This is a genomic window from Psychrobacter sp. APC 3279 (assembly GCF_030407795.1).
Classification (GTDB): Bacteria; Pseudomonadota; Gammaproteobacteria; order Pseudomonadales; family Moraxellaceae; genus Psychrobacter.
In genome coordinates this window covers 1-19,995 of sequence record NZ_JASDCR010000014.1, presented here as the reverse complement: position 1 = coordinate 19,995, position 19,995 = coordinate 1, and the positions used below count along the sequence as shown (strand labels likewise).

Annotated in this window: 22 protein-coding genes; 12 read left to right on the top strand and 10 right to left on the bottom strand. The window is 43.0% G+C overall.

The window, feature by feature from the left end; translation table 11 throughout:
* Positions 1–15: 15 nt before the first annotated feature.
* Together QL898_RS08905 and QL898_RS08900 are read right to left on the bottom strand one after the other, a co-directional pair.
* Complete coding sequence (locus QL898_RS08905; protein WP_290176530.1) at positions 16–312, bottom strand: hypothetical protein; 297 nt, start codon at positions 310–312, stop codon at positions 16–18.
* A 177-nt stretch (positions 313–489) separates the two neighbouring features.
* Positions 490–774 carry a hypothetical protein gene (locus QL898_RS08900; protein ID WP_201547142.1) on the bottom strand — a complete coding sequence of 95 codons (285 nt, stop codon included), beginning with the start codon at positions 772–774 and terminating at the stop codon, positions 490–492.
* 219 nt (positions 775–993) lie between these two features.
* Between QL898_RS08900 and QL898_RS08895 the strand changes: the two genes are divergently transcribed.
* From QL898_RS08895 to QL898_RS08885, 3 genes are all read left to right on the top strand, one after another.
* Complete coding sequence (locus QL898_RS08895; protein WP_201547140.1) at positions 994–1,716, top strand: heavy metal response regulator transcription factor; 723 nt, start codon at positions 994–996, stop codon at positions 1,714–1,716.
* A 1-nt stretch (position 1,717) separates the two neighbouring features.
* Positions 1,718–3,265, top strand: a complete 1,548-nt coding sequence (locus tag QL898_RS08890; protein ID WP_290176528.1) for an ATP-binding protein — start codon at positions 1,718–1,720, stop codon at positions 3,263–3,265.
* A gap of 235 nt (positions 3,266–3,500) precedes the next feature.
* A complete protein-coding gene (locus QL898_RS08885) occupies positions 3,501–4,628 on the top strand; it encodes a M14-type cytosolic carboxypeptidase (protein WP_201547138.1) in 1,128 nt (375 codons plus the stop codon).
* 66 nt (positions 4,629–4,694) lie between these two features.
* Here the strand turns inward: QL898_RS08885 and QL898_RS08880 are convergent, their stop codons facing one another.
* Entirely contained in the window at positions 4,695–5,678 is a 984-nt protein-coding gene (locus QL898_RS08880) for an EamA family transporter (RefSeq protein ID WP_290176527.1), read from the bottom strand.
* A gap of 200 nt (positions 5,679–5,878) precedes the next feature.
* Positions 5,879–7,258 carry a PLP-dependent aminotransferase family protein gene (locus QL898_RS08875; RefSeq protein WP_290176526.1) on the bottom strand — a complete coding sequence of 460 codons (1,380 nt, stop codon included), beginning with the start codon at positions 7,256–7,258 and terminating at the stop codon, positions 5,879–5,881.
* A 265-nt stretch (positions 7,259–7,523) separates the two neighbouring features.
* On the opposite strand from QL898_RS08875, the gene QL898_RS08870 reads away from it, so the two are divergent.
* A complete protein-coding gene (locus QL898_RS08870) occupies positions 7,524–8,705 on the top strand; it encodes an MFS transporter (protein WP_290176525.1) in 1,182 nt (393 codons plus the stop codon).
* 172 nt (positions 8,706–8,877) lie between these two features.
* On the opposite strand, the gene ampC is transcribed toward QL898_RS08870, so the two are convergent.
* Positions 8,878–10,053, bottom strand: a complete 1,176-nt coding sequence (gene ampC, locus QL898_RS08865) for a class C beta-lactamase (protein ID WP_290176523.1) — start codon at positions 10,051–10,053, stop codon at positions 8,878–8,880.
* A 455-nt stretch (positions 10,054–10,508) separates the two neighbouring features.
* On the opposite strand from ampC, the gene QL898_RS08860 reads away from it, so the two are divergent.
* Both QL898_RS08860 and QL898_RS08855 read left to right on the top strand, forming a co-directional pair.
* Positions 10,509–12,866 carry an ATP-binding protein gene (locus QL898_RS08860; protein WP_290176522.1) on the top strand — a complete coding sequence of 786 codons (2,358 nt, stop codon included), beginning with the start codon at positions 10,509–10,511 and terminating at the stop codon, positions 12,864–12,866.
* A gap of 33 nt (positions 12,867–12,899) precedes the next feature.
* Positions 12,900–13,838: a response regulator gene (locus QL898_RS08855; protein WP_290176521.1), complete on the top strand. Its 939-nt coding sequence runs from the start codon at positions 12,900–12,902 to the stop codon at positions 13,836–13,838.
* Positions 13,839–13,984: 146 nt separating this feature from the next.
* On the opposite strand, the gene QL898_RS08850 is transcribed toward QL898_RS08855, so the two are convergent.
* Positions 13,985–14,188, bottom strand: coding sequence for a hypothetical protein (locus QL898_RS08850; RefSeq protein ID WP_290176520.1), 204 nt, complete (start codon positions 14,186–14,188; stop codon positions 13,985–13,987).
* A gap of 25 nt (positions 14,189–14,213) precedes the next feature.
* Positions 14,214–14,363, bottom strand: coding sequence for a hypothetical protein (locus QL898_RS08845; RefSeq protein WP_290176519.1), 150 nt, complete (start codon positions 14,361–14,363; stop codon positions 14,214–14,216).
* A gap of 342 nt (positions 14,364–14,705) precedes the next feature.
* Here QL898_RS08845 and QL898_RS08840 point away from each other — a divergent pair, with 342 nt between their 5' ends.
* From QL898_RS08840 to QL898_RS08825, 4 genes are all read left to right on the top strand, one after another.
* Positions 14,706–15,350, top strand: coding sequence for an SDR family NAD(P)-dependent oxidoreductase (locus QL898_RS08840; protein ID WP_290176517.1), 645 nt, complete (start codon positions 14,706–14,708; stop codon positions 15,348–15,350).
* A 36-nt stretch (positions 15,351–15,386) separates the two neighbouring features.
* Positions 15,387–15,569, top strand: coding sequence for a hypothetical protein (locus QL898_RS08835; RefSeq protein ID WP_290176516.1), 183 nt, complete (start codon positions 15,387–15,389; stop codon positions 15,567–15,569).
* A 126-nt stretch (positions 15,570–15,695) separates the two neighbouring features.
* The gene (locus tag QL898_RS08830; RefSeq protein WP_290176582.1) at positions 15,696–16,745 is read left to right on the top strand and encodes a zinc-binding alcohol dehydrogenase family protein; all 1,050 of its coding nucleotides are present in this window, start codon (positions 15,696–15,698) and stop codon (positions 16,743–16,745) included.
* A 93-nt stretch (positions 16,746–16,838) separates the two neighbouring features.
* Positions 16,839–17,144, top strand: a complete 306-nt coding sequence (locus QL898_RS08825) for a putative quinol monooxygenase (RefSeq protein ID WP_290176515.1) — start codon at positions 16,839–16,841, stop codon at positions 17,142–17,144.
* Positions 17,145–17,310: 166 nt separating this feature from the next.
* Here the strand turns inward: QL898_RS08825 and QL898_RS13835 are convergent, their stop codons facing one another.
* Both QL898_RS13835 and QL898_RS08820 read right to left on the bottom strand, forming a co-directional pair.
* Complete coding sequence (locus QL898_RS13835; protein ID WP_356638933.1) at positions 17,311–17,523, bottom strand: zinc-binding dehydrogenase; 213 nt, start codon at positions 17,521–17,523, stop codon at positions 17,311–17,313.
* A 34-nt stretch (positions 17,524–17,557) separates the two neighbouring features.
* Positions 17,558–18,031, bottom strand: coding sequence for a helix-turn-helix domain-containing protein (locus tag QL898_RS08820; protein ID WP_290176514.1), 474 nt, complete (start codon positions 18,029–18,031; stop codon positions 17,558–17,560).
* A gap of 102 nt (positions 18,032–18,133) precedes the next feature.
* On the opposite strand from QL898_RS08820, the gene QL898_RS08815 reads away from it, so the two are divergent.
* Together QL898_RS08815 and QL898_RS08810 are read left to right on the top strand one after the other, a co-directional pair.
* Positions 18,134–18,862 carry an SDR family oxidoreductase gene (locus tag QL898_RS08815; RefSeq protein WP_290176513.1) on the top strand — a complete coding sequence of 243 codons (729 nt, stop codon included), beginning with the start codon at positions 18,134–18,136 and terminating at the stop codon, positions 18,860–18,862.
* Positions 18,863–18,918: 56 nt separating this feature from the next.
* Positions 18,919–19,506: a 2-hydroxychromene-2-carboxylate isomerase gene (locus QL898_RS08810; RefSeq protein WP_290176512.1), complete on the top strand. Its 588-nt coding sequence runs from the start codon at positions 18,919–18,921 to the stop codon at positions 19,504–19,506.
* A 118-nt stretch (positions 19,507–19,624) separates the two neighbouring features.
* Here QL898_RS08810 and QL898_RS08805 read toward each other — a convergent pair whose 3' ends face one another.
* On the bottom strand, positions 19,625–19,852 hold the full coding sequence (locus QL898_RS08805; protein ID WP_238052580.1) for a hypothetical protein: 228 nt from the start codon (positions 19,850–19,852) through the stop codon (positions 19,625–19,627).
* Between the last annotated feature and the right edge of the window lie 143 nt (positions 19,853–19,995).

The window sequence follows — 19,995 nt, the reverse complement described above, 5'->3', positions numbered from 1 at the left end:
CTTATGAATTGATACTTACGAATCGCTATCGCTGCTTACACAGTGCTTTTGGTACATCGCTTTCATTTTGCTCATGTTAGCCATCATGGCTTTCATAGCAGGATCATTCATATCCATTTTGCTATGATCCATTTTTTGCATCATCTGCATATGCTTTTGCATTTTCTCACAGTTCATTTGGTCTTTTTCAGCATGCATTTTTGGGTCGTGTGCCAAGGCTGACGTTGAAATGACTAAGGCTATAGCAGCTGCTACGATTGATTTAGACAGTGGCATTGATTTGAGCAGTGGCATTGGTTTGAATAGTGACATAGTAAATCCTTATTTGATTTGGTATGTATTCGAAAAGACTTTAAGATATTAAGTTACTTTAAAGCATACTTTAGTGATTCTGACAGAGAGATGACGGTAAGATTACAATTCTGTCATCTTACTATTTATGGTTTTTAATGTTGTCAGTAATCCTTTAGTATGACATCAGAGCTGATGTTACTTATCGCTACCATATTTATTGATAAAGTATTTTTCAGACTGTAGATGTTGATCTTTGTGTTCAATCTCACAAGCCACTCTCGCATCGATATAGCTTTTCATTTGTGAATTTGAGAGCTGAGCATCGTTATGATCCAAGTTTTTTGCAAACTCAGTCACAGCGTCGCAGTTGTTGATGATTGAAGTGCTTAGATCCGTCGTATGCGCATTGGCAGTGGTAGTACCGATAAGTACCGAGACTGATAGCAGTAATACTTTTTTAAATGAACCATGAATTTTCATATAAAACCTCTTTTGTAAGTTGTTTACATTGATTACCGATAAAAATAATTCATCGTAGCTAAGTATTGAAACGAGCACCTATGTACCGTTTATATAGATTAGCAAAATAAAACTGACAGTCTGATTACGAGCACATGACATCTTTGTCAGCTACCAGTCAATGTTGTCACCTGTGCTGGTTAGAACGTTAAACAATCATGACCGTATTGAGGAATTACAATGAAAGTACTGCTGGTAGAAGATGAATTGAAGCTTGGCGAGTATATAAAAAAGGGCTTAACCGAGGCTGGGTTTATCGTGGATCATCAGTTAACAGGATTAGATGGCTACCATGCATTGATGACGGAAGAATTTAGCGTGATATTGATGGATGTGATGCTACCTGATGTTAGTGGTTTTGAGCTAGTGCGTAATTACCGAGCGGCTGGCAAACATACGCCCGTGTTATTTCTAACCGCAAAAGATGATTTGAGTGACAAGATAAAGGGGATTGAGATTGGTGGTGATGATTATTTGACCAAACCTTTCGCCTTTGCAGAATTGATCGTCAGGATGAAAAGCTTATTACGACGTGCCAATCAAGCCGACTATCAAAGTACGATTATGCAAATAGCGGATCTCAAGATGGACATTGCCAAGCGTACGGTGCATAGAGGAGATAAGCCTATTAAGCTCACGGCAAAAGAGTTTTCCTTACTACAGTTTTTATTAGAGCGCCGCGGTGAAGTGCTTCCACGCTCAATCATCGCCTCTCAAGTATGGGACATGAACTTTGAAAATGATACCAATGTGATTGATGTGGCGATAAGGCGTCTTCGTATAAAAATAGACGATGATCATGAAGAAAAGCTGATTCATACAGTGCGCGGGATGGGCTATCGGTTAGAAGCTGTCGATACAGCGCTTGATAGCAAACCATCTCACGAAGCTGGCAATGTCTAATATGAAATATAGGGTTGATAATCGGCGCTTGCCACTCTTATGGCGTACTGTGTTGCTGCTCACGATATTTGTTGTTATATCGCAGGTTATTATTTATATATGGATACAACGTTCTGTTAAAGGCCATTTCGAGCAAATGGACGCTGAGATTATGACCCATGCGGCTTTTAACCTACGTAAGCGAGTGATAGAACCTAGTAGCCCTATAACTTCTCAAACCCTACCTAGCTCTCAAAATCCATTGAATAGTCAACAGCCGCTAAGAGCGGCACCTGACATAAAGCTTGATGGAAATACTTCTACCGCAGCGATATCAGATGAAGCTGATCATCAGCATTCTTCTTGGCTAGATTACGATCTAAAAACCATTATCGCTAATAAAGAAGGGCGGATACTGTCTAGTACACCCAATAACTTTGCTCAAGAGCTAGGGGAGGGGTTTAATCTGTCATCATTGAAACAAGATAATGATAAGCAACAGTTTGTGATGAATATCAACAGCCGATACTATCGAGCAATGGTCATTGAAGACGACAAAATACTCGCGCTTATCGCATTGCCTATAGATGTGCATCATCAGTATTTATTACAGTTCAATCGTCAGCTTAGTATGATTTTGTTCGCGATTACCTTGTTGCTCGTCTCAGTAGCGGCGTTGGGTGTGTACTGGGGTTTTGCACCTTTGGCGACCATCGTTCAAAAAATGAAAAGAATGAATCCTGACAGATTGGATGATAGAGTCACAGTCAGTGATATGCCGTTAGAGCTGCGACCATTAGCAGAATCTTACAACTCAATGATGGCCAAGCTTGAAAGTAATTTTGAATCATTGTCACGGTTTTCAGACAATATCGCCCATGAGCTGCGCACTCCAATAGCGACACTCAGCACGCAAACGCAAGTCATGTTAAACAAACCAAGAGCGGGCGATGAATACATTGAGCAGCTACATCATCAGCATGACACGTTAGAGCAGCTGTCGGCCATGATAAATAATATGCTGCTGCTGGCAAAAACCCAAAAAGGATTGAGTGACTCGCAAATCAGTCACGTGGATACGGACAATTTAATCACCAAGCTCGTTGATTACTACGAAATGATTGCAGAAGACCGAGGTATCGCTATTGAAACCAAAGGTGAGTTTAGCGCTGTCTTAGGAGACAAAAGTTTATTACAAAGGCTCTTTGCTAACTTGATATCGAATGCGATTTATTATGCTGCTAAAGGTAGCGTTATAACCATTACTGCAGATAGAATAAACTCAGATGAGATAGTGGACACAACGATAACCAGTCTTCAACAATCAAAACAAGCCATTCTACGAATGACCATCACTAACCAATTAGAAGAGCCATTGGCACAAAGTGAGGCGGATAAACTGTTTGAGCGTTTTTATCGACATGATAAGACCAGTAGTAAGCACTCAGGTACAGGGTTGGGGTTATCCATTGTTCAGGCTATCGTTGGGGCACATAACGGACATGTCAGTATTACTATAAAAGACGATTATCACTTTCAAGTGGCTGTCGAGTTATTGGCGGAAGTTTAATCTTTAGTCGTCAATGATAGATATTCAATCTAAATAAATTTGGTAGATGATTGCCTTGAAAACGAGCTTGTGACGACCAAGTAAATGTATGTCTAGCGTGCTAAATAGAAGTAGATATTATCAAAGAGCAATCGATAGAAAAGGGTAAGTCTATAACGAACATAGCGTTTAAAACAGTATCATAACAATCAATCATAAAAATTAATCAACCATAAAAGACAATTAGGAAGCGACTATGCATATCACGGCCAATTTTGACGCAGGTAATATTGAAGTACTTAACATAGAAGATAAAAAGAATATTCAACTGGCGATTCGTCCCGATGTTGGCGGCGAGTTTTTTCAGTGGTTTAACTTTCGCCTATCAGGACAGGTAGGGGAGCAGTATGTTCTCAACATTATGAATGCAGGCGAAGCGTCTTATTTAGAAGGGTGGGAGGACTACCAAGCGATTGCTTCTTACGATCGTCAGCATTGGTTCCGTTTGCCAACGTCTTATACAGATGGCAAATTGACCATCGAGGCAGAGTTAGAATGTGACACCATCCAAATTGCTTATTTTGCCCCTTATAGCTATGAGCGTCATCAAGATTTACTAGCCGCTGTGCAAGTGCATCCATTAGTGACGTTAGAGCATTTAGGGGAAACGCTCGATAAGCGCGACTTAACCTTGGTCAAAATCGGTGATGGTGCTGCCCACAAACGCAACATATGGATTACTGCCCGTCAGCATCCAGGTGAAACGATGGCTGAATGGCTAATCGAGGGATTATTATATAGCTTGTTAGACAGTGATAATGCGACTGGCAAACAGTTGTTAGACAAGGCAAACTTTCATATTGTTCCTAACATGAACCCTGATGGTAGTGTACGTGGACACTTGCGTACTAACGCTGTTGGGACCAACCTAAACCGTGAATGGCAAAGTCCAAGTTTAGATAAAAGTCCTGAAGTGTTCCATGTGATTAATAAGATGGAGGCGACAGGCGTAGACCTGTTTTATGATGTACATGGCGATGAAGCATTGCCGTATGTATTCCTTGCTGGCTCTCAAGGGACGCCAAGCTATAGTGACCGTCTCGCTGGTCTACGCGATCGATTTTCAGAGGTATTAAAGTTAGCCAGTGCTGATTTTCAGTCTGAAGTTGGCTATGAGATTGATGCCCCAAGTACCGCCAATATGACCGTTGCCACCAATTGGGTAGCAGAGCGTTTTGATTGCCTCGCCAATACGTTAGAGATGCCATTTAAAGACAATGATAATCTGCCTGATGCGGAGATGGGCTGGTCACCAGAGCGTTCTATCAAATTAGGAGAGGCATCACTGATAGCCATGCTAGCTGTCGTGGATGATTTACGATAACTATAGAAAGAAAGCTGCAGAAAATAAAAAGCTGCTAATGATGGCCGAGTGTTTTAGTGGTCATCGTTAGCAGCTTTTTTGCATTTTAATTTTCACATTCGCCAATAACAGTCCTGACAAAATCAACATCATGGCCAGCATTTTCCACCAAGTCACTATTTCTCCTGTAAACAGTACTGAGGTTGCCATGCCAAATACGGGCACCAATAGCGCAAATGGCATGACTTTAGAGGCGGTGTTTTGACTGAGTAAGTGTGCCCAAAGGCCAAAGCCAATCAGAGTTGAGATATAGACGATAAACCCAAGTGACAGCCAAGATTTTAGCGAGGCATGAGTAAACGTTGCCAGCTGCCATGCCTCAGTCTCAAAGATAAGAGAAGATATCATTAAAATTACGCAAGCAATCAAGCCACCCCAGACGACTAGTGCTAGCGCAGACAAAGCAGATGCTTTGTTTGTACGAGCATTAGGCGAAACGGCAGATAAGTCTGTTTTCTTAGGTGCTAATGCTAAGGCCGCTTGCGCTGTTGTTTGCTTTGAAGACTGTTGTGAGGCCTGCTTTGAGGCTTGCTTGGATGCAATGTTACCAAAGCTCCAACCGATGGCAGCAATCAAGATGCAGACAAACCCTGCTAAAGGCATATCACCACCAAGGTTTAGCGCAATGACGATCAGACCCAATATACCGACCACCATGCCGATGATTTGCATACGGCTGACTGCTTCGCCCAACATAAAATATGCCAGTAATACCGTGATAAAAATCTGAATTTGTAGCAATAGCGCCGTCAATCCTGGCGACGCACCTAGATGCATAGCGGTAAATACAAAAGCGTACTGCATGACAAATGTGCCGATGGCATAAATAAATAACGTACGGTTAAATTTTGGCGGCTTTAGAAACAAGACCAGTGGCACAGCGGTAAAGAAAAAACGTAGCGCAGTCAGCATTAAGGGCGGAAAGCTCTCAAGCCCCCACGCAATAAAGGTGAAATTCACGCCCCAAATAAAGGTAACCAATACAGCCAGTGCAGTATATATAGGGGACATGTCATCTATCCTAGAGGGTTGTCTGATCTTGAAAGTGATTGAGCTTGGAAATGGCTGAGCTTGAGAGAGATTGTACTTGGAAATGGTTATGCTCGGTGGTTGTGTTCGATTTATATCTGAGCGATGAGCCATCGTATAGGGTGACTATACAACGAAATGGCACTGGTAAGTCAATATATCATTGGTCAAAATAACATTGGTCAGACCATTGACTGAGCCAATACCTCAAATATTTTTGAATGACTCATCTGCGCCACATTGAAGCGCATAAAGTTCTCAGCATTGTCCGATTGGCTAAAAACATTGCCCGGCGCCAATACCACACCCTGTGATAAACAGCGATTAGCCAATTCGGTCGCATTAGTATTCTCTGGTAATCGGCACCATAGGAACATACCTGCTTGTGGAAGCAGCCACGGTACGATGCCTAATTTAGCCAGCCGTGGTAACGTGTAAGTACGCGCACTTGCCAGCCGTGTATGGATATCATTCATATGCTTACGATAGCCGCTATCAGTCAACGCTGAGAACACAACAGCCGCTGCTAACTGACTGCCACCAAAGCCAGTCGCTATCTTTAAATCTACCAAACTCTCGACCCATTCTATAGGCGCGGCAATATAACCACAGCGTAGGGATGCGGATAACGTTTTAGAAAAGCTGCCGATATAGAATACTCGTGATAATCCATCTAAAGCAGCCAATCTCGCTGCAGGCTTGACTTCAAAGTCTGCAAAAATATCGTCTTCGATAATGTACAAACCAGCCGCTTGGGCCAACTGTAATACACGGTAGGCCGTAGCAGGTGATAAGGTTGCGCCAGTAGGGTTGTGAATGGCAGCATTGGTGATGTACAGGCGCGGCTTATGCTCATCTAAAATCGCTGCAAAAGCCTCTACATCTGGCCCGTTTGGCGTATAAGGCACACCAACCACTTTAACCCGATGGGCAAGCAGCTGTGCTCGAAAGTTAAAATAACAAGGATCATCTACGATGACCGTATCACCTGGTGTCAGTAAAAATCGAAAAATCAAATCTATCGCTTGAGTGCCCGAATCCGTCAGTATTATCTGTGACGGTTCTGCATTGATACTCAATCCTGCCATACGTCGCGTGAGGAGTTGACGCAATGCTAACAGTCCTAGCGGCGTTGCATACTCACTGATAATGGAGGCGTCAGCTTTTGCCACATTTCGCAGACCACGGCGTATACCAGCCTCAAACAGCCAGTCCGCTGGCAACCAACCGCAGCCTGGTTTTAGCGCTCCCTCAGGTGGCTCCAGTGACTGCCGTGATACCCATAATGGATCTACCACTCGGTCAATTTTTGGCGCTATATCTGTCAATGATAGCGGCGCTGTCGTCTCTGCCACATAGAACCCTGCACCAGGACGAGCGTAGATAATCCCTTCGGTCTGCAAGCGTTCATAGGCTTCAACCACCGTAGATGGTGAAACCCCGTGGCTCTTAGCCGCTGCCCGTATGGATGGCAGCCGCGACTCTGGCATATAGATGACAGTCGCTATTTTTTCTTTTACGTCAGCCATGACAACTTCGATGCGTGTTAGCTTCTGATTCATATTTTTTACAATTTTTGGTAAGGCGGCTTTTATAAAGGTCTTATCTCAAGGTTACAGCTATGACGATATATGGGTAGGATATCCCAACTGTATGGGTTTTATAGACCAAACAGTTCTGTCTAATTGTACTGTAGTGTATATAGATAACCTACTGTACTTTTGTTTTAATCATTGAACGTAAACGATGTAGAGGTAGGTGTGATTCTATTGTGAATCGCACTAACCCCAGCCAATTCAATGATTATTATTCAAAAAGCAGCGATATATGACCACTAAAAAATATAATAAATATCTGGCCTTTGCCTTATGCGTGATAACGACAAGCGTCAATATCCAAGGGCCGCTTTATGCCGTTTACGCACACAATGATGGCTATGGCGTACTAGCAACTACGATAGCGTTTTCCTTTTATGTATTAGGCGTCATACCTGTATTGTTGGCTTTTGGCGGATTGTCTGATCGGATTGGACGGCGCAAGACAATTTTAATAGCTTTAGCGTTATCAATAACAGCGACGGCTCTCATGCTATTTTATCCTTACACACGAGCGTTAGCAGTAGCACGATTCATACTGGGTGTGGGAACTGCTCTGATGGCTGCTACGGCGACTGCCTATATGATTGAGCTGCTTGGCTCATCAGATACGATGCGTGCGACAGCGTGGGTGACGGCCAGTACGACGATAGGTTTTGGTCTTGGTCCTGTATTGACGACAGTTTCTTTGATGTTTTATGAAACCGATCAGCCAGCCAGTTTTTTCTTACTACTAGCGAGCGGGCTGTTCGCTATGTTTCTGTTATATCAATTACCAGAGACAGCACCTAAACGCACTAATTTGCCCACATCTATGCTACGGCTACCTTATTTTAACCGTGAAGTCATTTGGTATGGCAGTGGTATTTTGATTTGTTGGGCAACGACCGGATTGGTGTTGTCAGTTATTCCCTCAGTGCTGGCCACGCATGGACTCGCTAAGTATGCAGGGGTATCCTCTATGTTAGCCATCAGTTGTGGATTGATCGTTCAGCCAATCGCCCGAAAACTTGACCCTCAAGTTTCAAGTAAGCTAGGTCTTTTAATCTTACTACCAGCATATGCTTTATTGGCTTGGGGGACATTGAACGCCAATCTACCAGTCATTCTTTTGGCGGCATTTTTGGCCAGTACTAGTTGCTATGGCTTTGTCTATTTAGGAGGTATGTTAGGAGTCGCAAAATCTGCTGGAAATGAGCAAGCCCGTGCGAGTGCAGGCTATTTTATGATGGCATATATAGGGCTTAGTGTACCCGTCATCTTTACTGGTTTGATTGTGGATCGGTATGGTGCTGCTACTGCGTTCTACGCCTTTGGTGTGTTTTCATTAGTTGGTGTGATTGTCTTATTTGCCAGTCAACCTATATTGAGAATTGGACGTCGTTCGAACGCCCATTTGCATAGCGTGACTTAGAATAAAATTGATAGTACAGTTTTCTATTCATTCAATATCTTTCTATGCAGCATCTTCAATTTTAGAAAAAAAGTCCTTTATACTGATATAAAGGACTTTTTTACATTCATTATATTGGTTTAAAAAAGGTGAATATCACTAGAGTCACAGCAACGTTCTGTTTTCTTCTACTTCAATTAGCCATCGCACTTTGCAGGATGGTGTAAGCCGCTTTGACCCTCTCTGCGTTGGGGTAGTTCTTATTTGCCAAAATGACAATGCCAGATTTTTTTGCGGGAATATAAGCGATATATCCACCGAATCCATTGGTAGCGCCTGTCTTGTTCACCCATACATCGTTTAAAACAGGTGTCGGCTGATTGTTTGCTGTAATAGGCTGTGGCTCGAGCACCACATCCGTTGAATTACCTTCAAGCAATGTGTCTAGCTGAGTGGGGAATGGATACATCTCCCACGCCAATCCCTGTGTAACAGTGCTCGCTTGATAGTATCCCTTTCTAGTGTTTTGCAATGACTGTTGAATATCTTTATCCAAAGGGATTAACCCCATATTAGCCGCCATGTAATGGGTCATATCCGCGCTGGTTGATTTAATACCATAAGCTTCGGCGTCCAAAATCCCAGGGTTAACTCTTATCGGCTCTCCAGCAGCGTTATAACCAAACGCATAATCGTCCATTTTGTCGTTAGGAACATTGATAAAGGTACTAGGCATATTGAGTAAGGGCAGTATTTTATCTTCCATCACCTGTGTGTAATCCGCGCCCATACTCAAGGCTGATATATGGCCGAACAGTCCTATACTGGCGTTAGAGTATAGACGTTTTGAGTTGATAGGGAAGGCAGGTTGCCACGACTTATAGTAGCGGAACAATTCCTTATTGTTTTTGATATCGTTAGGTACTTGAAGTGGTAGACCACCTGCCGAATAGGTGGCTAGGTTGATAAGCTTGGTGTTACCAATGGCGCTGTCTTGTAGATAAGGAATGTATTTATCAGCGGTATCCTCCAAGTCGAGTGTGCCATTGAGCTCTGAGTAACTTGCCAAAGTCGCGGCAAAGGTCTTACTGATAGAGCCCAACTCAAAGATAGTGTTTTCTGAAACAGCCTTGCCAGATTGTTTGTCAGCCAAACCGTAGTTATAAAAAGACGACTTTCCATCGACAATAATGCCAAACGCCATACCTGGAATATCATGTGCTTTCATTAGCGACTTGGCTTGTGCATCTACTGTGCTTTTCAGATGACTGTCGTTGTCTGCTGCTTGCACTTGTCCAGATATCAATGAGGCGGCAATGACAGCAGTCGGACCAACTCGGCTAAAAAGTGTTTGCACTGATTTTTTCATGATTATATTACTTGTCCGTTTTGTTAGAAGTAGCGGAGGTCTATTCCTTTACTATGAATGTTTAAACGTATTTATCTCTCATTTATTGAGGAATTGTCGTGTGCGGGACAAACTTCTAAGCGCTGTTATGAAATTATAGTCTATAGGCAAGGGATGTCGTCAATGATAAACCTTAATTTATCACTAAATGAATTAATCAGGGATGAATGATGAATAGTAATCAAAATGCTTATGGTATTGTCTGCGCTGTTTTTTTTGTTTGACAGCAATTTGGCGCATTTTTTTTGTTGTGTTTAAAATGAGGACAAACCCTAAAAGCACGACTTTTGTCATTATCTTGTCATAACCGCATCGTATTCTTTAGCTCACTATGAATGGTGGCTGCGTATGGCTGATGTCTTGACTTATTACATGGGTCATTGATAACAGTAGGCGCATCAATACAAGGTTTGTTTATGAGTATGACTAATCGGCTTGGTAGTATTTCCACGCGCATGCTGATTATTTTGGCATTGGCTTTTTCATTGATTATTCTGATGGTGTACTGGGTTATTGAAACCCAAGCGAAGCCGCGCCTACTAGAGATGACTTCAGAAACAGTGGTTGAAACGGGTAATGAAGCAATCAATAGCATTATGGCGAGTATCAGCCATGTCGATGGATTGGCAAAGGCGACCAGTACGATGGCTGGTGGCTTGCCAAAAGAAGACGTTCTTTATAAAGAAACCTTTGGAAATCTCATGCAGCAGACGGACCTGCGAATCGTGGGCGGCGGTGTATGGTTTGACCCCAATATGTATGAGCAAGGTCGAGAGCGTCAGTCGTTTGTGTGGGCGCGTGATGAGGCAGGCAACATGCAACCATCAGAACGCTATAATCAAGTGAGCCAAACGCCCAATCCTTATTATCGAGATTGGTGGTACATTCCAGCGATGTATGCGCGTCATGACCACTGTGTCTGGAGCCGTGCGTATGTGGATCCTGTGAGCAATCAGCCGATAATGACGTGTGCCAAGTCATTATATGACAGTCGTAACCAAGCTTTTGATGGCGTGGTGAGTTTTAATTTGTTATTGGATAATCTCGAAGATGCCATGAAAAAATGGCAAGATAAGGTAGGTGGCTACGTCTTTTTGGTAGACTTGGATAATCGGTTTTTGACCTTTCCTGATCAGTCGATGGTCACTCAAGTGACGGAAGATAATCCTCAGGGCGAAATGGTAACCGCACATCAATTGGCCAAGAAAAACCCTAGCTTTGCACCTATTGCTGATCGCCTAGATAGTATCAATCGCACACTGATCGATGAAGCGACTGCCAAAGATGAAGGCCGTTTCACGCTCGCCGCCCGTAGTATTTTGAGCACGACCAATTTGGACAAAATCAGCGAACAAGAATCCCAATTACTCTCCGCATTATTGCTGTTGAACATCGACCAGACGTTTAACTTGGTCGGCAGTCATTTGGTCGACACCATCGCTGTGCCCAATGATTTTGTGCTGCAGCAGTCTGCCACCGCTTTTGTGTTTCGTATGCCATTTACGTATTGGAAGATGGTCATCGTCAAGCCTGATAATGACATGATGAGCGTGGCAAATGCATTGTCAAACCAGCTGATTCAAGCCATGCTATTGGGTTTCATTCCGATTCTATTACTGACTGCATGGGTGTTTCGTCGCTACTTTACGCGTCCGTTGAAGCACATGGCACTGGCCGTGGCTGATATGGGCACATTGATTGAGCAAAAACAATATCAAAAATTAAGCGTGCATAAATTGCCACACTCAAATGTCAGTGAAATCCAAGTCATCAGCGAGCAGACCAATCAACTGATTGATCGTGTCGTCGAAAACGAAGGCGCGCTTGCTGAAATAAATGTCCATTTAGAGAGCCAAGTGATTGCCCGTACGAAAGATTTGCAGCAAGCCATGGACGAATTAAAAGCCTCACAAGTGCATCTGGTGCGCTCCGAAAAAATGGCCACACTCGGTCAGATGGTGGCAGGCGTGGCGCATGAGGTCAACACGCCTCTGGGCTATGTGCGTAGTAATATGGAGCTGGTCGGTGATAACCTCATGCGTTTTGATGAGCTGATACAGCACACCGATCAATTATTGCATGCGTTAAAAGAACCAGAGGCTGACCAAGCACAAGTGACTCAATTAATAGAGGAGACCTTGCAGTGTTGCGAGGCAATTAAAGAAGATGAAGTCAGTGAGGATTTGGCGGATTTGATCAAAGACGGCCTGTATGGCGTCGATCAGATTGCGGAGTTGGTCGTGAGTTTGCGTGATTTCTCTCGAATTGACGAATCCAAGGTAAAAGAGGTCGATATCAATGACTGTATCAACACGTCTTTGGTGATGGCACGTAACAATCTAAAAACTCTAGATGTCAGCACCAGTCTGGCTGAGCTACCATTGATTCAATGCAATCCTTCGCAAATCAACCAAGTATTACTCAATCTATTTAATAATGCCGCCCAAGCCATGCCAATGGATCATAAAGGGACATTACAGATCCTCTCATCTGTTGATGAGTCGCAACAATACGTGGCAATCAGCATTACCGATAATGGTGCTGGTATCAAAGAGAGTATTTTAACGCAGATCTTTGAGCCCTTTTTTACCACCAAAAAAGCCGGTGATGGCACAGGATTGGGATTGGCTATCTCAGCACAAATTATCGAACAACATAGCGGTCGCATTGAGGTTAGCTCAATCGTTGGCGTGGGCACGACGTTTACCATCCTGCTACCGATACAGTCTATCGCTCATAAAACCAAACCTTCGCAGGCCTTATTTGGAAGTTGAGAGACTTCTAACTACTCATTTAAAGAGAGCCTCATGCAAAAACCAAAAATTGCTTTTATTGATGATGAACCACGCATTTTACGCAGTTTAAAAATGCATTTCCGACAGTCACACGATGTGTTTACCACCACCGATGCTACTGAGCTGATGGAGTATATCAGCGCGAATGAGGTACAAGTGGTCGTCAGCGATCAACGCATGCCAGATAAGCAAGGTACGGAAGTGTTGCGTGATATCAAGTCGGCATCCCCGAACACTATTCGTATCTTATTGACGGGGTATGCAGATCTGAATGCGGTAATTGATTCTGTGAATGAAGGCGAGATTTATCGCTATATCACAAAGCCTTGGCAAAATGACGAACTCAAAAAAACCGTTAATAAAGCCACAGAGATTGCTCAGAAAACCCAAGAAATCATCCAAAATGCCACTGAAAATCAGGATATTCAAAACCGTATTCATGCCAGAACTGATAGCAAGCGTAGTATATTGGTGTTAGATGATGATGAGAGTGTCTATCAGCAAATAAAAAGTCATTTTAAGAGTGCTTATACCGTGAGCTGGGCAAGCAATATTGAGCAGGCTGCAAGCTTATTACAAAAGAAACGCTTTGGCGTCACTATTACGGATTCGACGCTCAATAAAGAAAATATCACTCCCATTGTTTATGCGCTAAAAAATATCCAGCCTGATCTGATGGTGCTCATGTTGACCGAGTTCAAAGATGCACATATGGTGATTGATTTGATTAATAAAGGTCAGGTATATCGCTGCCTACCACGACCGACCAATTTTTCTATGATGAGTATCAGTCTTGATCGCGCGTTTGATCATCACGAAAGGTTGGTACAGCAGCCGATATTGGCAGCCCGCCATCATGTTGAAGCAGTGCCGGAATCAGAGACGTTGAACTTTTCTGACAAAATAAACCGTTTTTTTGCCAAGTTTAGAGGTTGGCGTATTGGAATGTGACGTCAATCCAACATAAAAGTGACACATGCGATGATCAGCTTGCTGTTGGTTATAAGTTTTCTCATTAGCTGCACAATATTTACCCCAGTAGAACCGTATGCACTTTAAGAGGGGGCGACTGTATTGTGTTTAAGGTCGAACGCTATTTAAGCCAAAACATTTTGCATACAGTCGATTAAATATTTCTTTACAGTATTGAACAGTGGGGCAGTCAATCGTCGTTCAGGACAGATCAAATATAGTGGATAGGGGGCAACTTGCCAACCCCCTAGTTTGGCTTCAATATGGCGTTCTTCTTTTATATCAGAACTAATGTCCAAACGAGATTTTAGTGCAACACCATGTCCCATTATTGTCCAACGCCTGACCACGTCACTATCTTTTGCCCGATACAGCGACGCTCGCTTGTTTGCCCGAGCCTTCAAACGTCCATTGGCTAAAATATTTGTTATTGTGTCCCAGACATAGCCAATTCTGTTCAGCCAATGCTGGCGGTGTCTTAGGTTGACCAAACTTCCATAACACAGAGCCAATCAATCAGCTGCCCATATAAATCTACATGACCATCAGAGACGTGTAGATGCAAATCGCCTGTAGGGTGCATTTGTCTAAAGTCATCAAGCCAAAGCAAGACGCAGTTGCGGCTTAAGTCCGAGGGCGCTGACATCCTTATAACAAACAATTGCTTAGATAATTATCTAAATAACCCCTTAAACCTAAAACACTTTCAAAATTATATTGAAAGTGTTTTAGGTGATGGCTACTGTTTGACCCACAACACTTTCATTACAATGGGTGCTATCACGATGGATAAAATAGAACAGGTATCCAAAACTGAAACAATAATTCAAACAATAAGGGCAGTTTATGACTCTGAATACAACTAAAACAATTTTAATCACTGGCAGCACAGATGGCATTGGCAAATTGGCAGCGCTAAAACTGGCAGAAGCTGGGCATCAGGTGTACTTACATGGCCGCGATGCTGACAAACTTGCTAGCGTCATTGCAGAAGTTCAAGCAGTCGCGACAGGCGCAGCAGTAGATAATATTGATGGGTTTGTGGCTGATTTTTCTGATCTAACGGATGTGCTAAAGATGGTAGCAGACGTCAATGAAAAACTGCCCAAGCTTGATGTGCTTATAAATAACGCAGGAATTTATACTACGGCATCAGCATTGACTAAAGACGGTTTGGATGTACGCTTTGTGGTCAATTACCTAGCGCCTTATGAGCTGACCAATGCTTTATTACCTTTGCTCAAGCAGTCTGATAAAGCGCGTATCGTGAACTTAAGCTCAGCTGCGCAAGCATCAATATCTTATCAAGCACTTGCAGGCCAGACCCGCCTCGATGATAAGGAGGCTTATGCCCAAAGTAAGCTAGCACTCACGATGTGGAGTATGGCATTAGCTGACACCGTCGCTAGCAACGATATCAATGTCATCGCCGTCAACCCAGGTTCGCTACTGAACACAAAAATGGCTAACGAAGCGTATGGTCAGTATTAGTCATCAGCAGACAAGGGCGCAAATATCCTAACTGCATTGGCCATCTCGGATGAGTTCGCTGATGATACTGGTAAATACTTTGATAACGATATAACAGATGGCGCACATGGCGATGCAAGAGGGGCGTTTGGTCGACCACATGCTGATGCTCTAAACAAAGCAGCCATGGCAGAGTTTGAGCAGCAGACTCAGACAGTATTGCAGTCAATTTTTGCATAAGATGCATAAGATTTATATTTTGCGGCATCAATAAATTTCGAACAATTAAACCATTACTAACTATATTTTCAAATTTTATTATTAAAAACTTTCCCATTAAAAACAGGACACAATATTATGCAAACTATCAAAGCCATTGGTTATCAAAACAATCTACCTATCGATAACGAACAATCGCTACAAGACATAACCCTTGATAAGCCAATTGCTTCAGGCCGCGATATTCTCGTAGAAGTAAAAGCCATATCAGTCAATCCTGTAGATTATAAAATCCGTGAAGGGCGACCTGCCGCAGAGGGTGAGTATGCTGTTATTGGTTGGGATGCTGCTGGTACTGTGACGGCTGTCGGTGAAGACGTCAGTTTATTCTCAGTAGGTGACAACGTCTATTATGCTGGAGATTTGACCCGTTCAGGCAGCAATGCTGAATATCAGTTGGTCGATGAGCGTATCGTTGGACACATACCAGCCTCTTTGTCTTTCGCTGAGGCAGCGGCATTACCACTCACGACGATTACAGCTTGGGAGATGTTATTTGACCGTTTACAAGTGCCTGTCTCTGATAGCGCAGCGAATGACAGCGATAGTAGCGAGGATGCTAATAACGTCTCAGTATTGGTCATTGGCGCAGCGGGCGGTGTTGGATCTATCTTAACTCAGTTATTAAAGACAAGAACGTCTGCCACGATTATTGGTACGGCTTCGAGAGATGAGAGCGTGCAGTGGCTCAAAGATTTGGGTGCTGATCATGTTATCAATCACCGCAACCCATTGTCTGATGAACTACAAAAAACAGGTATTGCTGAAGTAGATTACGTGGTGAGTCTCAATAACACTGAAGATCATTATGAAGAAATCATTAAATGCTTAAAGCCGCAGGGTAAGCTTGGACTGATTGATGATCCAAAATCACTAGATGCCAACCCTCTTAAAACCAAAAGCTTAAGCCTGCATTGGGAGTTTATGTTTGCACGCTCAATGTTCAATACGCCAGACATGATTGAACAGCATCATTTATTAAATGCAGTGGCAAAATTGATTGATGCAGGCGAGATCAAAACCACGGTCGCTCACAATCTTGGGGCTATCACCGCTGAACATCTACGTAGTGCGCACCAAATGCTAGAAAAACAGCAAGCGCATGGCAAGATTGTATTAGAAGGCTGGTCTGTATAACGCAATTTAGATTAATAGGTCCAATGTGACGCTTTTTAGCAGACACGTTGGACCTATTTAAATCAATGATAATAATAAACATAGGATAAATAGATGAGCACGCAAGCAAACAAACCACTTACCATCGTCGCCACTATCAAAGCCAAACCTGAGCACATTGAACAAGCTAAAACTGAGCTGCTTAAACTGACAGCAGCATCACAAGATGATCAAGGTTGTATCCAATATGACTTACATCAAGAAAATGCAAATAGTAACGGTTTCGTGGTTTATGAGATTTGGGAAAACAACGAGTGTCTTCAGCAACATGTACAAAGCCCGCATTTCCAAAACTATGTACAAGTAACAGATGGGATGGTCGATGAATTTGTCGTTACTGAAATGACAGTTATCTCATAGATTTGATTTATATTCTGCTGCTGACGATAAAATAAATGGTTGAAAGTCATGACTGATAAGATTGACTTTTATACTTCAAAATAGTAGCTATTGATTTAGATATGAATGGCTTTGAATAAAATATTCAAAGCCATTCATACGTTATTTATTTGCTATTGATCGATAATTATTCTTGAGCAACGTTCAAAACGATTTTACCGACATGTTTCTTTTCTAAGAAAACCGCTTGAGCAGTATGTATCTCTTTTAATGGGAAGGTACACGCCACGATTGGATTTATTTTACGTTGTTCGATACAGTTAACGAGGTTTTGGAATACTTCAGGCTGAAGTACGGTACAGCCGCAAAAGGTTAAGTCTTTTAAATAAAGTGTTCTGATATCTAGCTCTAATGGCTTATAAACCGCTACTATATTAAATACTCACTCCATCATTACCGATCCATTTGGGTCCTATCTCCACCTCAATATCACGTGCGGTAACGGCCTCAACGCACTCGGAGCATACTGTCACAGGATGCATAATGTGACCACATGCTTTGTGTCTATGCAACAGCGGCGCCCCGCGTTCATCAGCCATGTATTTATCACCCCAACTGACCAATGCTAGTACGACAGAGTGCAAATCTAATCCACACTCTGTCAGTCTATATTCCTCACGTAGCGGCCGCTGCTGATAGGCGACTTTTTTTAAAATATCGTATTCAACCAGTTTGCGAAGACGGTTAGATAGGACATGACGTGTAATGCCCAAGCGTTGCTCAAATACGTCGAATCGCCTGACTCCCAAAAAACAATCACGTAAAATCATGAGCGTCCAACGATCACCAATGACTGCTAAAGTGCGAGCCACTGAGCAAGACTGTTTGTCCAGTTCATCCCAGCGCATAGGTTATCTCCTTTGTCTTTAAGCTATAGGTTAGCTTGACAGGGTCCAAAAATAAAGCTATGTTTTTGTTAGTTCTAAAAAGGAACCTATAAGGAAATAGACATGGATAGAGCACCCGTAGCAGTTGTAATCGGCGCAGGCGATGCCACTGGCAGTGCTGTTGCCAAGCGTTTTGCGCGAGAAGGTTTTACTTTGTGCGTGACCAGAAGGACTGTTGAGAAGCTAGAGACATTAGTCAGTGATATCGAAGCGGCTGGAGGAGTAGTCAAGCCATTTGGTTGTGATGCGCGTATCGAGCAAGAGATGGTTGAGCTGTTTGCTCATATTGAAAAAGACATTGGGCCGATTGAAGTAGTAGTGTTTAACATCGGGGCAAACGTTCATTTCTCTATCTTAGATACGACAGAGAGGGTCTATCGAAAAGTGTGGGAGATGGGTGCCTTGGCTGGGTTTTTGACAGGTAGAGAAGCGGCAAAAGTCATGATTCCACGTGAGAGGGGGACAATTATTTTTACGGGTGCAACAGCGTCTTTACGCGGTAGTAAAGGTTTTTCAGCTTTTGCTAGTGCTAAGTTTGCTCTGCGGGCACTGGCACAAAGCATGGCGCGCGAGTTGGGGCCAAAGGGCATTCATGTCGCGCATCCTATCATTGACGGTGCTATTGATACTGACTTTATTCGTGACAATTTTCCCGAGCGCTATGAGCTCAAAGACCAAGACGGTATTTTAAATCCAGAACATATCGCTGAGCAGTATTGGCAGTTGCACTGTCAGCCAAGAGATAGCTGGACACATGAGCTGGATTTGCGCCCATGGATGGAAACTTTTTAATCTTATCTAGTTAGTAATCTTTAAGATTCTTAATATATATTGCAAGGAATGCCAGGATGAGTAAGCAAGTAGAGTTTTTCTTTGATGTGGGTAGCCCAGCCAGTTACTTGGCATGGACACAGTTAGCGAGTATCGCGCAGCGTCACAATGCCGAGATTGTTTGGCGACCTATGTTACTTGGCGCAGTGTTTCAAGCCGTTGGTAACACCTCACCAGCTGCCGTACCTGCTAAAGGCGCTTATATGCTCAAAGACCTTAAGCGTTTTTCAGCCATCTATGACGTGCCTTTTCGCTTCAATCCATTTTTCCCAGTCAATACGATGCAGCTTATGCGCGGTGTTACCGCTTATTTGGGGACACCCAAATTTGAGAGTTATTTATCCGCTGTCTTTAATGCGCTATGGGCTGAAAAGTTAAATATGGAATCACCAGAAGTCGTGGCTGAAGTTCTGTCGAAAGTGGGCATTGAGGCGACTGATTTTATGGCGCGTATTAGTGAGCCTGAGGTCAAGGCGCGTTTAAAATCTAGCACCGAAGAAGCAGTAGCACGAGGGGTGTTTGGGGCACCAAGCTTCTTTGTAAATGGTGAAATGTTCTTTGGTCAGGACCGTTTGAGCTTTGTTGAAGATGCTTTGAGAGACTGAGATCATTAAAAGTACTGGCGTATGCTGATTGACCAAGCATTCATACGCCAGCACTTTGACACCTGTATTTTGCTAACAGACTTATCAAATAATGATATTTCTATCTAATAGTCCGTATTTACCACTTCATTTCACCTGTATTTACTTTACTGCCTATTTGTAAATTAGTATCCCCAGATAACGCGGGATAAGCTGCTTCCATAGTAGAAATCACTTTTTCTGACTGTTTAGAGTCTTGCTTTTTTGCCTCATCCAGTGCTTGCTCAAAGGTTTTTAGATAACTGAGAGTGAAATCAACAGCATAGTCTTTTTTGAGTAGGTTGCCCGAATAGTGACCTGGTATCACAAGGTTTGGCTCTAATTGACCTATGCTGTCAAATCTGTAGACATTGACTTGGGAGATTTTAGTTACGCAGCCTGACGATAAAAGTCAAACCATACCTGTCTTGGCGTTTTATAGCCTAAACCCTTTTGGATTCTAGTCTGGTT

What these genes read in the sequence shown, in the direction of transcription:
- QL898_RS08905 (WP_290176530.1), bottom strand. Translation starts at nt 312, where the DNA reads ATGTCACTATTCAAACCAATGCCACTGCTCAAATCAATGCCACTGTCT.
- QL898_RS08900 (WP_201547142.1), bottom strand. Translation starts at nt 774, where the DNA reads ATGAAAATTCATGGTTCATTTAAAAAAGTATTACTGCTATCAGTCTCG.
- QL898_RS08895 (WP_201547140.1), top strand. Translation starts at nt 994, where the DNA reads ATGAAAGTACTGCTGGTAGAAGATGAATTGAAGCTTGGCGAGTATATA.
- QL898_RS08890 (WP_290176528.1), top strand. Translation starts at nt 1,718, where the DNA reads ATGAAATATAGGGTTGATAATCGGCGCTTGCCACTCTTATGGCGTACT.
- QL898_RS08885 (WP_201547138.1), top strand. Translation starts at nt 3,501, where the DNA reads ATGCATATCACGGCCAATTTTGACGCAGGTAATATTGAAGTACTTAAC.
- QL898_RS08880 (WP_290176527.1), bottom strand. Translation starts at nt 5,678, where the DNA reads ATGTCCCCTATATATACTGCACTGGCTGTATTGGTTACCTTTATTTGG.
- QL898_RS08875 (WP_290176526.1), bottom strand. Translation starts at nt 7,258, where the DNA reads ATGAATCAGAAGCTAACACGCATCGAAGTTGTCATGGCTGACGTAAAA.
- QL898_RS08870 (WP_290176525.1), top strand. Translation starts at nt 7,524, where the DNA reads ATGACCACTAAAAAATATAATAAATATCTGGCCTTTGCCTTATGCGTG.
- ampC (WP_290176523.1), bottom strand. Translation starts at nt 10,053, where the DNA reads ATGAAAAAATCAGTGCAAACACTTTTTAGCCGAGTTGGTCCGACTGCT.
- QL898_RS08860 (WP_290176522.1), top strand. Translation starts at nt 10,509, where the DNA reads ATGAGTATGACTAATCGGCTTGGTAGTATTTCCACGCGCATGCTGATT.
- QL898_RS08855 (WP_290176521.1), top strand. Translation starts at nt 12,900, where the DNA reads ATGCAAAAACCAAAAATTGCTTTTATTGATGATGAACCACGCATTTTA.
- QL898_RS08850 (WP_290176520.1), bottom strand. Translation starts at nt 14,188, where the DNA reads ATGGGACATGGTGTTGCACTAAAATCTCGTTTGGACATTAGTTCTGAT.
- QL898_RS08840 (WP_290176517.1), top strand. Translation starts at nt 14,706, where the DNA reads ATGACTCTGAATACAACTAAAACAATTTTAATCACTGGCAGCACAGAT.
- QL898_RS08825 (WP_290176515.1), top strand. Translation starts at nt 16,839, where the DNA reads ATGAGCACGCAAGCAAACAAACCACTTACCATCGTCGCCACTATCAAA.
- QL898_RS08820 (WP_290176514.1), bottom strand. Translation starts at nt 18,031, where the DNA reads ATGCGCTGGGATGAACTGGACAAACAGTCTTGCTCAGTGGCTCGCACT.
- QL898_RS08815 (WP_290176513.1), top strand. Translation starts at nt 18,134, where the DNA reads ATGGATAGAGCACCCGTAGCAGTTGTAATCGGCGCAGGCGATGCCACT.
- QL898_RS08810 (WP_290176512.1), top strand. Translation starts at nt 18,919, where the DNA reads ATGAGTAAGCAAGTAGAGTTTTTCTTTGATGTGGGTAGCCCAGCCAGT.